The following is a 14046-nucleotide window of genomic DNA, read 5'->3' as shown; positions in this document are numbered from 1 at the left end:
CGGCGTACGAAACTTCACGCCGTTGTCCCGTCCGACCCCTGGAAGTGTTGCCCGACAGCATCGGCGGACCGGCCACCGGAGCGCAACCGAACACGGTACGTGTCGGGCCGGCTGCCGCCGGTTCACGGCTCGCCGTGCACGTCGGATGGACGCTACGCTGCCCCGCATGGCCGCACGAGGCTGGGGAGGATCCGTCGCGACGGCGGTCGGCGTTGCCGCCGGCACCGGCGCCGCTCAACTGGGCTTCGGCTACGGGCTCGGCATCATCGCCTGGCTGCCGCCGGCCGGCGGGTCGAGCGAGGCGGCCTGGGTCGCCAGTCTCACCTGGGCCACCTGGATAGCCGCCACCTCGACCATCGCCGGTGCGGTCTGCGCCTACCGGCTCGGCGGCGGGGCGCGACGCTCCACCGCACCGGCGGGCAGTCGACAGCCGGCCCTGGGCGGGCTGCTGTGGCGGGCCGTGCTCGCCGTTGCCGCCGCGGCCGGCGCGCTGGTCACCGTGGTGCTTGTCGCCGTACCCGCCCGGGAGGCGGTCCGGGCCGACACGTCCGCTCCGCAGACCGTGGCCGCCGGTTATGCGGTGCTCGGCGTACTGCTCGGGCTGGTCGCGGCGATCTGGGCGATCTCGTCACCGGCGGTCGCCGGCAACGTCCTCGGTACGGTCTGCTGGCTCTGGGCACTGGCACTGATCTCGGTCGTCGACGGCGTACTCTCCGGGCGCGGGCTGGCCGCGGCACAGCTCGGCGTCTGGCAGTTGACCTCGGACGGCGAACGTTTCTGGTTCCGCGAGTACTTCTACTGGCCCGGTGCCGCCCTGTCGCTCGGTTCGGCGCTGCTGATCGGCGCGCTCGCCGCCCGCTCGGCGGCCCGTAGTCCGGCGACCCGGGTCGGTGCCGTCGTCTCCGGCATCGCCGGGCCGCTGCTGGTGGCGGTCGCCTACTTCGTCGCCGCGCCGCGGCTGGTGGGCATCCGCCCCGAGCAGGTGTCGGCGCACCTGATGGCGCCGTACGCGGTGGTGGCCGGACTCGCCGGGTCGGCGCTGGTGGCGGCGTTCGCCCAGCGGGCGGAGACGATGGCCGTGCGGGCGGACGCCGCCCCGGGTTCCGGGTCCGGCTCCGCGCCCGGGACCGATTCCGCCCTCGGCACCGACTCCGCGCCCGGGGCCGGCTCAAGGCCGCCCGGCGCTCGCCCGGAGACGCCGCCGGACGTCGACCCCGACACCGACTCGACCGAGCCGGCCGGCGTGGCGGCGCGATCCGCCCGGCTGCCCGGTCAGCCGACCGGACCGGACCGGCGTGGCACCGACGAGGCCCGGACCTCCCGCCACCGACGCCGCGCCACCGCCACCACCACCGACGCCACCGCCGACGCTGCCGACGAGCAGGACGCCGGGGCGAACAGCGGGCCCATCCCGCCCACCTCCGAGCCGTCTGACACCAGCGGCAGACCGGGTGCCAGCAACAGCCTCCGGCCGGAGAGCAGCAGCCGCAGATCGGAGACCAGCGCAGGCAAGGTGCCGGAGACCGGTGACGCCGAGCAGTCGACCTCGGGCGTCACCGCCGGGGCACCGGACTCGGCCGGGTCGGCGGAGACGACCGGGCCGGCCGACGAGGGTGGCACGAAGGGCAGGCTCGGCAGGTTCGGCCGCCGTTCCCGCTGAACGCTCCCGCTCGGCCGGCCCACCCGATCCGGCCCAGCGAGCCGGCCCCACCCGATCCGGCCCAGAGCTTCCGGGCCCAGCGCTCGCCGCTGTCCGGCAGGTGGCGGACGGGCAGCACGGGTCAGTCGACCGGCCAGGTGTGCACGGGCTCGTCGGTCCGCTGGAGTTCGCCGTACCGGTGCAGCATGTGGTGCAGTGCCTCGGACCGGTCCATCCCCCGGCCGCGTTCGGCGGCCTGCACCGCCTCGACCTGCCAGACCGCGCCGTTGCGCCTGGTACGGCAGCGCTGCTCGATGATCCCGAGCAGCCGATCCCGGTGCTCGGCGCCGACACCGAACCGGTCCAGCCCGGCGGCCGCCCTCGGCAGCAGTACGTCGAGCACCAGTTCGGTCACCTTCACCTCGCCGAGCCTGGGCCAGGTGACCACCGCGTCGATGCCCCGGCGGGCGGCGGCGTGGAAGTTCTCCTCGGCCGCGCCGAAGGTCAGCTGGCTCCAGATCGGCCGGTCGCCCTCGGCCAGTTCCCGGGCGAGCCCGAAGTAGAAGGCGGCGTTGGCCAGCATGTCGATCACGGTCGGCCCGGCCGGGAGTACCCGGTTCTCCACCCGCAGGTGCGGGCGGCCGTTCATGATGTCGTAGACCGGCCGGTTCCACCGGTAGACGGTGCCGTTGTGCAGCCGCAGCTCGGGCAGCCGGGGGATGCCACCGTTGTGCAGCACCTCGACCGGGTCCTCGTCGTCGCAGATCGGCAACAGCGGCGGGAAGTAGCGGACGTTCTCCTCGAACAGGTCGAAGATCGAGGTGATCCACCGCTCGCCGAACCAGACCCGGGGACGTACCCCCTGGGCCTTGAGTTCGTCGGGGCGGGTGTCGGTGGCCTGCTCGAAGAGGGCGACCCGGGTCTCCGCCCAGAGCTGCCGGCCGTGCAGGAACGGCGAGTTGGCGCCGAGCGCGACCTGGATCCCGGAGATGGCCTGGGAGGCGTTCCAGTAGTCGGCGAAGCTGTCCGGCGCCACCTGGAGGTGGAACTGGAGGCTGGTGCAGGCGGCCTCGGAGACGATCGAGTCGGTGTGCGTCTGCAACCGCTCGACGCCCCGGATGTCCAGCTCGATGTCCTCGCCCCGGGCGGCGACGATCTGGTCGTTGAGCACCTGGTAGCGCTCGTTGCTGGAGAGGTTGTCCCGGACCAGGTGCCGGGGGGTGAGGGTGGGGAGGATGCCGATCAGGATGATGTTGGCGTCGGACTTGACCGCCAGTTCTTCCGCCCGGCCGAGACTGGCCCGCAGGTCCTGCTGGTAGTCGGCGAAGCCGGCGCCCTCGATCAGCCGGGGCCGGGCGTTCAGTTCGAGGTTGAACTGGCCCAGTTCGGTCTGGAAACTGGGGTCGGCGAGGTTGTCCAGCACCTCCGCGTTGCGCATCGCCGGTTCGGCGTTCGCGTCCACCAGGTTCAGCTCGATCTCCAGGCCGGTGGTCGGCCGGTCGGCGTCGAAGCCGAAGTCGTCGAGCATGAGCGCGAAGACGTCCAGACACCGGCGGACCTTCTGCCGGTAGCGGATCCGGTCCTCCCGGGTGAAGGGGACCTCCGACACGTCCTGGCCCATCGACCCCTCCCGCCGCGAGGCGCTGTCTGCGCAGTCCAGAGGCGTTTGCCCCGGGGAAGCGCGTTCGAATCACTACCGTAGGAGCGCCGTGCGCGGATGGCCAGGACCACAGCGCCCGCCGCTGCGCGTGAGCGGACAGCCGCGCTGCGTCCACCCTCGCACACCATCGAATTGCCTCTTCCACCGGGCGCATTACCCAAAGAGGCGCCCCGGTCACCATCTGATCGGCAACCGGGGCATCCGGGTCTCGGATCCGACCGCGGCCGGTCGGGTGTCGGGGTGTCAGGCCTGGCGGATGGCCTCGCCCTCGATCTCGATCTTGATCTTCTTGCCGACCAGTACGCCGCCGGTCTCCAGCGCCACGTTCCAGGTCAGCCCGAAGTCCTCGCGGTCGATCTCGGTGCTGGCGGTGAAGCCGAAGATGTCCTGGCCGAACGGGCTGCGCCCGGCACCCTCGAACTCGACCTCCAGGTCGACCTGCTTCGTGACGTCCCTGATCGTCAGGTCACCGGTGAGCACGAACTCGTTGCCGCTGTGCGACTTGACCCCGGTGCTGCGGAACTCCAGGGTCGGGTACTTCTCCGACTCCAGGAAGTCGCCGCTGCGCAGGTGGTTGTCCCGGTCGTCGGCGCCGGTGTCGATGCTGGTGGCCTGGATGGTCGCGGTCACCGAGGACTCCAGCGGGTTCTCGCCGACGGTGATCGTCGCCTCCGCCTCGCGGAACTGGCCACGGACCTTGCTCACCATCATGTGCCGGGCCACGAAACCGACGCGCTTGTGCGCCTGGTCGAGCAGGTAGGTGCCGGCGGTGGGGATGGTCAGCCCTTCCCAGGTACGGGTGGTGGCGGACTCGGCGCTGCTGGTCATGGTGATGCCTTCCCAGGAGATAGGTTGTGTGACCGATGACTGACAGAGCAACTATAGTCACAGCAATATTCCCGGTGTCAACTACTGCTACGATTACCCCGTGACCCAGAACCTGCACGACGACGCCCGGATCACGGCCGTGGGCCTGGTCATGGAGGTGCATGCCGGGCTCGCCGCCAGATTTGCCGCACAGTACGAGGAGCACGGGCTGTCGACGGTCGAGTTCGAGGTCCTGATGCGCCTCGCCCGCTCACCCGAGCACCAGCTCCGGATGACCGACCTGGCCGCCCAGACCTCCCTCTCGACCAGCGGCGTGACCCGGGTCGTCGACCGGATGGAGCGGGACGGCCTGCTCCGCCGCCGCGCCTGCCCCTCCGACCGGCGCAGCGCGTACGCGGTGGTGACGGAGTCCGGGATGGCCCGCCTGGCGGAGACGCTTCCCGGCCACGTCCAACTGATCCAGGACTGGTTCATCGGTCAGCTCGAACCAGCCCAACTGGCGAGCCTGCTCGACTCGCTGCGGATCGTCCGGGACGCGGTCCATCCCGGTGCCACCGCCGGCAGCGCCGCCGAGGCGACCACCGCCTGCTGAGCCGGCGCCTACCTGTCGACACGCCGGTTCCGATGCCGATTTATGCCCCGGATGGGACGTCTGGCATCGGCATGCCCACCGGCAGAAAGACCGGCAGAAGTCACGTGCATATCGTCGCTTCACCCATCAAACGCATAAAACGGGCAAGCAAAGCTGGTTAGTCTTCAGGCAGCCGGGGGGCTCTGGGGACGTGGCGCGGGCGGGGATCAGTGAGGGCTCTGTCGGGGGGCTGTCTCGCTCGCGCCACGGCCCCAAGGTGGCTCGGCACGCCCCCAGGGTGGCTCCTCGTCCGTCAGGCCGACCAGCGCGCGTTCCCCGGGCAGCAGGACGATCCCGCCCTCCCGACACACCTGATAGAGGCGTCTGACCGCCGTCGCCCGCGCCACCGGATCGTCGGTGCTCGCCACCAGCCCGACCAGCGCCTCTGCCACGTCCCGCAGGTCCCGGGAGCCTTCGCAGGCCCGCACGGCCGCCGCGTACCACTCGGCCGCCCACTCCCGGTCACCCCGCTGCGTCGCCAGGTTCGCCTCGATCAGCGCACAGATCCCGTCGTCCCGGGGCGGGATCTCGTCCGGCCGGGAGGGCTCGGACTCCAACTCCGCCGGGCCGGCCTCGCCCGCCTTCCGGGCCCGCAGCTCGGCGAGTACCGCCGCCGCCTCGTCGAGCCGCCCGTCCTGGGTCAGGGCCAGACCGACGGTGCCGAGCGCCCGCCTGCGGTGCCCGGGGTCGCCGAGATCGGCCAGGGCGGCCACCACCCGCCGACCCTGCCGGACCGCGTCCGCGTACCGGCCCTCCAGCCGGGCCACCTCGGCCAGGTTGGCCCGGGCCAGCACCCGGAGCCGCTCCTCGCCGCACTCCCCGGCGAGCCGGTCCACCGCGGCCAGCCGGCGCCGGGCGGCAACCAGGTCGCCGACCCGGATCTCGTGCCAGGTCAGGTTGTTCTGCGCCACCGCCATCTCCCGGACCCGGCCGGTACGGGTGGCCAGCTCCAGCGCCGCCTCGCCGTGCCGCCGCGCCTCGTCGTGCCCGCCGAGCGCCGTCCACACCCCGCAGAGCACGTTCCGGGCCGCCAGCTCACCGGAGACGTCGGCGAGCCGCCGGAACGTCTCCACCGCCGCCTCGACGGTCGACAACTCCTGCGGCCCCGCGCCGTGCTCCTGGGCCAGCTGCGCGACGCCGACCTGCGCCCAGGCCCGGGCCGCCGGTTCGGCGTCGGCGGTACGCGGATCGTCCAGCAACCGGCGCAACCACTGCCGGCCGGCCACGTCCCGTCCCCGGTAGCGCCACCAGCGGGCCAGGTTCCCGGCCAGCCACAGCGCGGTGTGCGGGTCGTCGTTGGCCGAGTACGCGAGCGCGGTCCACAGGTCACCGGCCACCTCGTCGAGCCGGCCGACCGCCTCGACGAGCCGGGCGCCGGCCAGGTCCGGTGCCACCCGGGCGGCCAGCCCGGCGAAGACGGACGCGTGCCGACGCCGGATCGCGGCCAGTTCACCACTGGCGGTGGCACGTTCGGCGGCGAAGTCCCGCACCACGTCCAGGACCCGGAAGCGCAGCGGGCCGGTGCCCCGGGAGCCGATCAGCCCGTGTGCCAGCAGGCGGTCCAGCAACCGGACCGGGTCGACCGGCCAGCCCGACCGGTCGTCGGCATCCTCCACCGACCACGCCGAAGTGCCGGGCGGGACCGACCCGCCGGGGCCGACCGGCCCGCCCGGGCCGACCGACCCGTCGGGTGGGGCCGGGTCGGGGGCGAGCATCGCCTCGGCCAGCTCCACCGACCAGCGGTTGCGTAGTACCGAGAGGCGGCGCAGGGCGGCCCGCTCGTCGGCGTCGAGCAGCCGGTAGCTCGCCGCCACCGCGTCCCGCAGGGTCACCACCGCCTCGCCGGCCACCGGCGGTGCGCCGAGGTCGAGCAGGCGGTTGCCGTACCGGTCGAGCAGCTCGTTCAGGTTGAGCACCCGGCCGTGCGCGGCGGCGAGTTCGATGGCGAGGGGGAGTCCGCCGAGCCGGCGTACCAGCTCGACAAGCGCGGCCACCTCGTCGGGGTGCGGCGGTTCGCGGCCGATCTGGCGCAGCCGGGCGAGCAGCAGTGCCACGGCCGGGTAGTCCGCCGCCACCGCGAGGTCGGCCGGGGCGTCGGCGGGCGGCACCTCCAGCGGGGTGACCGGCCGGACCCGTTCGCCGGCCAGCCCGACCGGGTGCCGACCGGTGGTCAGCACCCGCAGCGTCGGCGCGATCTCGGCTAGCCGGGCCAGCGCCTCGGCCGCCGCCCCGGGCGCCCGTTCGACGGCGTCCACCAGCAGCAGCGAGGGTGCATCCGAGAGCCGGCCGGCGAGGTCGCTGGCCCGGCCGACGCCGAACACCGTGGCGACGACGGAGAGTACGTCGCCCACGGTGGAATTCTCGATCATCACGATCCCGCCGGTGCCGCCGGGAAAGTCGTCGCCGACCTCCCGGGCGACCTTGAGGGCCAGTCCGGTCTTGCCGACTCCGGCGAGGCCGACCAGGCTGACCACGCCACGCGCCACCCGGGACTGTTCGGTCAACATCGCGGCCAGGTCCGCCACGTCCCGGTCCCGCCCGATCAGCTCACCCGGCTCGGGCAGGCCGAAGCCGCGCGATGGCAGGCGTCGGGGCGGCGCGGCGGTGCCGGTGCCGAACTCCACCGCCGGTCCGGCCTGGCCCCGGGCCAGCGCGACGAAGTCGGCCCGGTCCCGACCGGCCAGGCCGAGCGCGGCGGCGAGCAGCTCGATCGTGGTGCGCTGCGGCCGGGACGCCCGGCCCCGTTCGAGGTCACGGACCGTCCGGATCCCGACGGCGGCCCGTTCGGCGAGTTCGGCCTGGGTCAGCCCGGCCGCCAGCCGGCACCGGCGGAGCAACTCGGCGAAGCCACCCGGAACCCGGTCAGTGCCATGATCCGGAGTCATGGGCAGGAAGACTACGCAGGCCCGAGGAACCCTCACATAGATACGTCGCGCTACCGACGGAAGAGGACACAGATATCCGACAGATCACTGATGACCGATTCCGGCCGGTGACGGGTCCCTCACGCCGGTCGCCGTCGGGCCGGTCGCTCCGGCATCGCCGGAGTACCGCCGGTGCAACCGGCGCAGCGGGGCCGGGGCCCACCAGTTCCACTCGCCGAGCAGGCTCATCACCGCCGGCATCAGCAGCCCGCGTACCACTGTGACGTCGAGGAGTACGGCCACCGCCATGCCGAAGCCGATCTCCTTGACGGCGGTCAGGTCACCGAGCAGGAAGCCGAGGAAGACGATGGTGATGCAGACCGCCGCCGAGGTCACCACCGGACCGGTCCGGACGATCCCGGCCAGTACGGCGCGCTGCCCGGCCCGGGCCCGGGCGTCCGGGGTACGCAGACCGGACCACCGCCGCCACTCCTCCCGGATCCGGGCCAGCAGGAACACCTCGTAGTCCATCGACAACCCGAAGACGAAGACGAAGAGCAACACCGGCGTCGTCAGGTCGATCCCACCCCAGGACTCCACCCCGAGCAGCCCGGCGCCCACGCCCCACTGGAAGACCACCACGAGTACGCCGAGCGTGCCGAGCAGGGTCAGCACGTTCATCACGAGCGCCTTCACCGGGATCACCAGCGAGCCGGTGAGCACGAAGAGCAGCCCGCCGGTGACCAACAGCAGCACGAGTACGGCGTACGGCAGCCGTTGCGCGACCGAGTCGCGGTAGTCGACCACCTCGGCGGCCGGCCCGCCGACCAGCACCGGCAGGGGCTGGTCGAGGGCGCGGACGGCGCGGACCAGTTCGCGGGACTCGGGGCCGCCGGTCGTGCCCCGGGGCGTCAGGTCGATCACCAGCGCCGCACCGGGTACGTCGGGGCGGGGTTGCATCCGGATCACCTGTGGCAGCGTGTTGAGCTGGTTCATCAGGTCCCGCACCTCGGCGCTGGCCGGGTCGGCCGCGACCACCAGGCTGACCGGGGCGGCCCGGCCCGCATCGAAGTCCCGCAGCAGCACGTCGTGCACCTGCCGGGCCTCCATCGAGCGGGGCAGCGCCCGGGCGTCGGAGTTGGCGAGGTTGGCGCCGGCCAGGAAGGGCAGGGCGAGCAGCAGCAGCCCGGCGGTGACGCCGAACGCCACCGGGCCGGGCCGGCTCTGCGCGTACCCGGCGAGCCGGCCGAGCAGGCCGGGGCGGGCGTCCGGGGCAGCCGGTCGGGATTCGGCGGTGCCGCGGGCCGGGCCGGGCCGGCGGACCGGGCGGGCGGCGGCGGCCAGCCCTCGGCGCACCCAGGTCCGGGCGCCTGGGGCCGGGATGTGCCGGTGGGTGACGGCGAGCAGCGCCGGCAGCAGGGTCAGGCCGGCGAGGGTGGCCAGCGCGACCGCGAGCGCGCCGCCGAGCGCCATCGCGGCGAGCAGCGGTTCGGCGAAGGCGTAGAGCCCGACCATCGAGGCCGCGACCGCCAGGCCGGAGATCAGCACGGTACGCCCGGCGGTCGCCATCGTCCGGGCCAGCGCCTCGACCGGATCGCCCTGCTCCGGCCCGTCGCCGCGTTCCTCACGGAACCGGGCGATCAGCAGCAGCGCGTAGTCCACGGTCAGGCCGATGCCGAGCAGGGTGACCACGTTGACGGTGAACTCGCCGACTCCGGTGACGGCGGTCAGGCCGTAGAGGCCGAGCAGGGTCACCGCGACGGCGGCGAGGGCGGCGAGCAGCGGAAGCACCCCGGCGAGCAGGCCGCCGAGGATCACCACGAGCGCCACCAGGAGTACGCCGAGCGCGATCGACTCGCCGACGGCCGCGTCGGAGATCGCCTGCTCGGCGAAGGCGCGCTCGGCCAGCTCCTCGCCGCCGACCAGCACCTGCGGCGCGTCGATCCCGCGCAGCAGGGCGACGACCCGGTCCTCGGCCGCCTCCCGCTCGGCAGAGGGCAGTCCGTCGACCAGTTCGACCCGGACCAGCGTGCTGCGGTTGTCGGCGCCGATCCGGCCGCCCGCCGCGTTGTAGAGGTCCTCCACCTCCGCCACCCCCGGTACGGCCCGCACCTCGGCGCGTACCCGGTCGACGCTGGCCACCAGCGCCGGGTCGTACGGGTCCCGGTCCCGGACGATCGCGACCACGGTCGGCCCCTCGGGGAGGAGTTCGGCGATCCGGCGGTCGGCCCGCTGCGACTCGGCGTCCGGACGGAGGTTGTCGGTGTCGTCGAGCCGGTCGAAGACCTGCCCGCCGAGGGTGGCTCCGGCGAGCACCAGGCCCAGCCAGCCGACGAGTACCGCCCAGCGCCACCGCCACAGCGACCGCCCGAACGCAGCGAACATCCCTCGAACCTCCCCCGGGCACGACCGTCGACAGTCGCCCTCGGCGCACATGCAAACACCCTGAGCAGTCGATCGTCAGCCCCTAACCGGTCAGAATCGACCGTCCGGTGTGCCGGGGCGGCGCCGTCTGTTCCGGGTCGGCGGTCAGCTCCGTTCGGTGGCGCGGCGGACCCGGAGGCGTTCGGCGAGCGCGCCGAGTGCCGGGGCGGCGTCGGCCAGCTCGGCCCGCTGCTCGTCGGTGATCTCGGCCAGCGCGGCGGCGAAGAGCCGGGCCCAGGCGTCCTCGATCCGGGCCGAGCCGTGCGCGGCGTCCACTGTCGCGTGCAGGCGTACGGCCCGCCGGTCGTTCGGGTCGGGCTCGCGGCGCAGCAGGTCGCGGGCCACAAGTGCCCGGACGGTCGCGCTGACGTTGCTGGCGTGCAGCCCGAGGTCGCGGGCGAGGGTGCTCACCGAGACCCCGGGGGAGTCGGCGACGTACCGCAGCACCTCCAGCTCGGAGGGCGGCAGCTGGCCGAGCCCCGCCTCGTCGGTGCCCTGTAGCCGCAGCACCCGGCTCAGCTGGTACAGAACCGGTACGAGTGTCCTCGCCTGCCGCAGCACCGTCTCGTCCGCCACGGTCACTCGTTTCACTTCACGAGGATAACGCTAGACATAGTTATATAGGTATAGTAACTTGCCGGCGTGACTTCCGCCCCCTCCCGAAGCGAAGAGTCCAGCCCGCCGTCGCCGCCCGCACAGCCCGCCGCACCGCCCGCCCGGTCCCGCCGGCTGCTGCTTCCCGCCCTGGTGCTGCTGGCCTTCGTGCCACCGATGGGCATCGACATGTACCTGCCGGCCTTCCCCCGGATGGCCGACGAGTTCCGCACCGACCCCGCCGGCATCCAGCTCACCCTGACCGCGTTCGTGGTCGGGCTGGCCCTCGGCCAGTTGGTGCTCGGCCCGCTCTCCGACCGGTACGGCCGCCGGCCGCTGATCCTCGCCGGCACGGCGGTCTGCGCGACCTCCGCCGCCGCCTGCGCCTTCGCACCGACCCTGGGAGCGCTTACCGCCCTGCGTCTCGTGATGGGCTTCAGCGCGGCCGCCGGGGTGGTGGTCGGCCGGGCGGTCATCTCGGACACCGCCCAGGGTCCGGCCGCCGCCCGGATGTTCGGCATCCTGATGGCGCTGAGCGGGATCGCCCCGATCACCGCTCCGCTGATCGGCGGCGTGGTGACGAGTGCGGCCGGCTGGCGGGCCGTCTGGGTCACCCTCGCCGCCGGGCTGCTGGTCACCCTGCTGGTCGCGCTTGTCGGCGTACCCGAGAGTCTGCCGCCGGAGCGCCGGCATGCCGGCGGGTTCCGCGCCACCCTGGCCACCGCCCGGTCGGTGCTGGCCGACCGGGTCTATCTCGGCTACACGTTCACGTTCGGCTTCGGGTTCGCGGCCCTGTTCTGCTACATCGCCGCGTCACCCTTCTTCCTCCAGTACGTGCTGGGGCTCTCCGTGCGGCAGGCGGCCGTCGCCTTCGCCGCCGGTGCGCTGCTCTCCACCCTGAGCGGCGCGGTGAACGCCCGCGTGGTCGGCCGGGGCGCCCGGCCGGCGCTGCTGCTCCGGATCGGCCTGGCCATCATGCTGGCCACCACCGCCGGCCTGCTCGCCGTCACGCTGGCCGGTCAGCTCGGCCGGGCGACGGCGGTCCCGCTGCTGCTCTTCTTCGTCGGACTCGGCATGTTCATGGGGAACGCCGCCGCGCTGGCGATCCAGCGGGTGCCGAAGGCCGCCGGCAGCGGATCGGCGGTGCTCGGCACCCTGCAAGGGGTACTCGCCGCGGTTGCGGCGCCGCTGATGGGACTCGGCGGCCGGGACAACGCCGTGGCACTGCTGCTCGGCATGACCGGCTGCGTCGCGGTCGCCTGCCTGGCGCTGCTGCTCACCCGGGACAGCGGCCGACGCCCGGTCACCGGCGCCGAGGGACAACCCGCGGAGGGACAACCCGCGGAGGGAGAACCACTTTCGCGCTGATACCACCAGGTCATCATGATGATCTGGTGGTATCACGCCCGTCGGGCACATCCGTCCGGGACCGCCGTCAGCACTGCCGGCCGACCTGGCAGGCGGCCTGGCGGCCTGGTCGATTCCGCCACCCGAACGGGTGAATCCGATTACTCTTCGGAGTATGAATCGACGGTTGCTCGTACTCAGAGTAGCCAGTGCTCTCCTGGTGCTTCCCGCGACGACGGCGGCCGGGGTGCCCGGACCCGCGGTTCCGAGGCTTCCGGCCCAGACGGTTCCGAGGCTTTCCGCCCAGACCGGGGCGGGTACCCCGGTCCGGCCCTGCCCGGCGCCGAGCCCGCCGGTGGCCCGGCCGAGCCGGCCCGCCCCGCCGCCGCTGGACCCGGCGAAGGCGGCGGTCGGCGGCCCCGCGCTGGCCACCCCCGGCCTGGTCACCCCGCCCGGGGTCGCCGAACCGCCCCGGGTCACCGCCACCTCGTGGCTGGTCGCCGACCTGACCAGCGGCGTGGTCCTCGGCGGCTGCGGCCCACACGAGTACGGCGTACCGGCGAGCGTGCAGAAGCTGCTGCTGGCGGCGGCGGTGCTGCCCCGCCTCGACCCACGGCAGGTCGTCGAGGTGACCGGGTCGGACCTGGACTTCGAACCGGGCAGCTCGGCGGTGGGGCTGGTGCGCGGCGGCCGGTATTCGGTCGAGACGCTCTGGCTCGGCCTGATCCTGAACTCCGGCAACGACGCCGCGAACGTGCTGGCCCGGCTCGGCGGCGGCCCCGCCGGGCAGCCTGGCGGGGTGGCCGCGATGAACGCCGAGGCGAACCGACTCGGCGCGCACCAGACGCACGCCGCGACACCGTCCGGACTGGACGGTCCCGGCCAGTACACCAGCGCGTACGACCTGGCGCTGATCGCCCGCGCCTGCTTCGCCCACCCCGACTTCCGGCGGTACGCGGCGACGAGGATGGCACAGGTGCCGGCCCAGGCGGCGAACAACACAAAGGGCTATCCGATCTGGAACGACAACCAGCTCCTGCACCGCTATCCCGGTGCGCTGGGCGGCAAGACCGGCTACACCGACCTGGCCCGGCACAGCTTCGTCGGGGCGGCCGAACGCGGCGGGCGTACCCTGCTGGTCACCCTGCTCGGCGCGGAGTCGCAGCCGCGGCGCGGCTGGGAGCAGGGCGCGGCGCTGCTGGACTGGGGTTTCGGGCTGCCCGCCGACGCGACCGTCGGCCGGCTCGTCAGCCCGGGGCAGGACGCCCGCGACCAGGTCTCCTCGCCGGTGGCCGGCGCCTCGGCGGCGAACCCCGACCGGAGCCGCCGCGCCGGCTGGTTGCTCGGCACGGTCGCCCCGGTGGTCCTGGTCGGTGCCCTGCTCGGGCTGCTGCTGCACCGTCGCCGCCGGACCGCGCAGCGTCGCGCCGGCCGCTGACCCGCAGCCGACCCTGCCGCAGGTTACGCTGCTCGGGCGTCGGACGGGGTCGATCGAGGGGGCGGGATGGTCCGGTACGCGGCACTGCTCCGGGGCGTCAACCTCGGCTCGCACAACCGGATCGGCATGGCCGACCTGCGCCGGATCGTCACCGAACTCGGCCACGAAGACGTGCGGACCTACCTGCAGAGCGGCAACGTCGTCTTCGGAGCCGCCGACGACGCCGACCCGGCACGGCTGGCCGACGACATCCGCCGCGCCCTCGCCGACCGGTCGACAGTGGACGTGGCGGTGATGGTCCGGACCGGCCCGGAGCTGGCGAAACTGACCGGCGGCAACCCGTACGCGTCCGGGCAGCCGGACGAGGTCAAGCTGCTGGTGGCGTTCCTGGCCGAGCCGCCGGGGTCCGACCGGGTGGCCGGGCTCGCTGTGCCGGGCGGCGAGACCGCCGAGTTCCGGTTCGCCGACACCGGCCGGGACGTCTACCTGCACTTTCCCGACGGGTACGGCCGGAGCAGGTTCAGCAACGCCTACCTGGAGAAGCGGCTCGGCGTCGCCTCGACCACCCGGAACTGGAAGACCGTCCGGGCCCTGGCCGAGCTGACCACTGTCGACTGACGG

10 protein-coding genes are annotated in these 14046 nt (G+C 73.6%); 5 read left to right on the top strand and 5 right to left on the bottom strand.

The features are described 5' to 3' along the window. The first annotated feature begins 166 nt into the window (after positions 1-166). The gene (locus ACN28A_RS14075; RefSeq protein WP_421395609.1) at positions 167-1660 is read left to right on the top strand and encodes a hypothetical protein; all 1494 of its coding nucleotides are present in this window, start codon (positions 167-169) and stop codon (positions 1658-1660) included. 121 nt (positions 1661-1781) lie between these two features. Here the strand turns inward: ACN28A_RS14075 and ACN28A_RS14070 are convergent, their stop codons facing one another. Then, entirely contained in the window at positions 1782-3260 is a 1479-nt protein-coding gene (locus tag ACN28A_RS14070; RefSeq protein WP_421395608.1) for a glutamate--cysteine ligase, read from the bottom strand. A gap of 282 nt (positions 3261-3542) precedes the next feature. Next, complete coding sequence (locus ACN28A_RS14065; RefSeq protein WP_421395607.1) at positions 3543-4127, bottom strand: YceI family protein; 585 nt, start codon at positions 4125-4127, stop codon at positions 3543-3545. 100 nt (positions 4128-4227) lie between these two features. Here ACN28A_RS14065 and ACN28A_RS14060 point away from each other — a divergent pair, with 100 nt between their 5' ends. Beyond that, entirely contained in the window at positions 4228-4719 is a 492-nt protein-coding gene (locus tag ACN28A_RS14060) for a MarR family winged helix-turn-helix transcriptional regulator (RefSeq protein WP_421395605.1), read from the top strand. 206 nt (positions 4720-4925) lie between these two features. Here ACN28A_RS14060 and ACN28A_RS14055 read toward each other — a convergent pair whose 3' ends face one another. From ACN28A_RS14055 to ACN28A_RS14045, 3 genes are all read right to left on the bottom strand, one after another. Next, positions 4926-7643, bottom strand: coding sequence for an ATP-binding protein (locus ACN28A_RS14055; protein ID WP_421395604.1), 2718 nt, complete (start codon positions 7641-7643; stop codon positions 4926-4928). An 84-nt stretch (positions 7644-7727) separates the two neighbouring features. Beyond that, entirely contained in the window at positions 7728-10007 is a 2280-nt protein-coding gene (locus ACN28A_RS14050) for an MMPL family transporter (protein WP_421395602.1), read from the bottom strand. Positions 10008-10151: 144 nt separating this feature from the next. Beyond that, a complete protein-coding gene (locus ACN28A_RS14045) occupies positions 10152-10637 on the bottom strand; it encodes a MarR family winged helix-turn-helix transcriptional regulator (RefSeq protein WP_421395600.1) in 486 nt (161 codons plus the stop codon). A 51-nt stretch (positions 10638-10688) separates the two neighbouring features. On the opposite strand from ACN28A_RS14045, the gene ACN28A_RS14040 reads away from it, so the two are divergent. The 3 genes from ACN28A_RS14040 (at position 10689) to ACN28A_RS14030 (ending at position 14043) form a co-directional block, all read left to right on the top strand. Beyond that, entirely contained in the window at positions 10689-12008 is a 1320-nt protein-coding gene (locus ACN28A_RS14040) for a multidrug effflux MFS transporter (protein ID WP_421395598.1), read from the top strand. 154 nt (positions 12009-12162) lie between these two features. Continuing rightward, a complete protein-coding gene (locus ACN28A_RS14035) occupies positions 12163-13425 on the top strand; it encodes a D-alanyl-D-alanine carboxypeptidase family protein (protein ID WP_421395596.1) in 1263 nt (420 codons plus the stop codon). Positions 13426-13491: 66 nt separating this feature from the next. Next, positions 13492-14043: a DUF1697 domain-containing protein gene (locus tag ACN28A_RS14030; protein ID WP_421395594.1), complete on the top strand. Its 552-nt coding sequence runs from the start codon at positions 13492-13494 to the stop codon at positions 14041-14043. The last annotated feature ends 3 nt before the right edge of the window (positions 14044-14046 follow it).

It is taken from the genome of Plantactinospora sp. WMMB782, assembly GCF_049179135.1.
Taxonomy (GTDB): domain Bacteria; phylum Actinomycetota; class Actinomycetes; order Mycobacteriales; family Micromonosporaceae; genus Plantactinospora.
Note: the sequence above shows the minus strand (reverse complement) of the source record. Positions and strands in the feature narration are given on the sequence as shown.

What these genes read in the sequence shown, in the direction of transcription:
- ACN28A_RS14075 (WP_421395609.1), top strand. Translation starts at nt 167, where the DNA reads ATGGCCGCACGAGGCTGGGGAGGATCCGTCGCGACGGCGGTCGGCGTT.
- ACN28A_RS14070 (WP_421395608.1), bottom strand. Translation starts at nt 3,260, where the DNA reads ATGGGCCAGGACGTGTCGGAGGTCCCCTTCACCCGGGAGGACCGGATC.
- ACN28A_RS14065 (WP_421395607.1), bottom strand. Translation starts at nt 4,127, where the DNA reads ATGACCAGCAGCGCCGAGTCCGCCACCACCCGTACCTGGGAAGGGCTG.
- ACN28A_RS14055 (WP_421395604.1), bottom strand. Translation starts at nt 7,643, where the DNA reads ATGACTCCGGATCATGGCACTGACCGGGTTCCGGGTGGCTTCGCCGAG.
- ACN28A_RS14050 (WP_421395602.1), bottom strand. Translation starts at nt 10,007, where the DNA reads ATGTTCGCTGCGTTCGGGCGGTCGCTGTGGCGGTGGCGCTGGGCGGTA.
- ACN28A_RS14035 (WP_421395596.1), top strand. Translation starts at nt 12,163, where the DNA reads ATGAATCGACGGTTGCTCGTACTCAGAGTAGCCAGTGCTCTCCTGGTG.
- ACN28A_RS14030 (WP_421395594.1), top strand. Translation starts at nt 13,492, where the DNA reads ATGGTCCGGTACGCGGCACTGCTCCGGGGCGTCAACCTCGGCTCGCAC.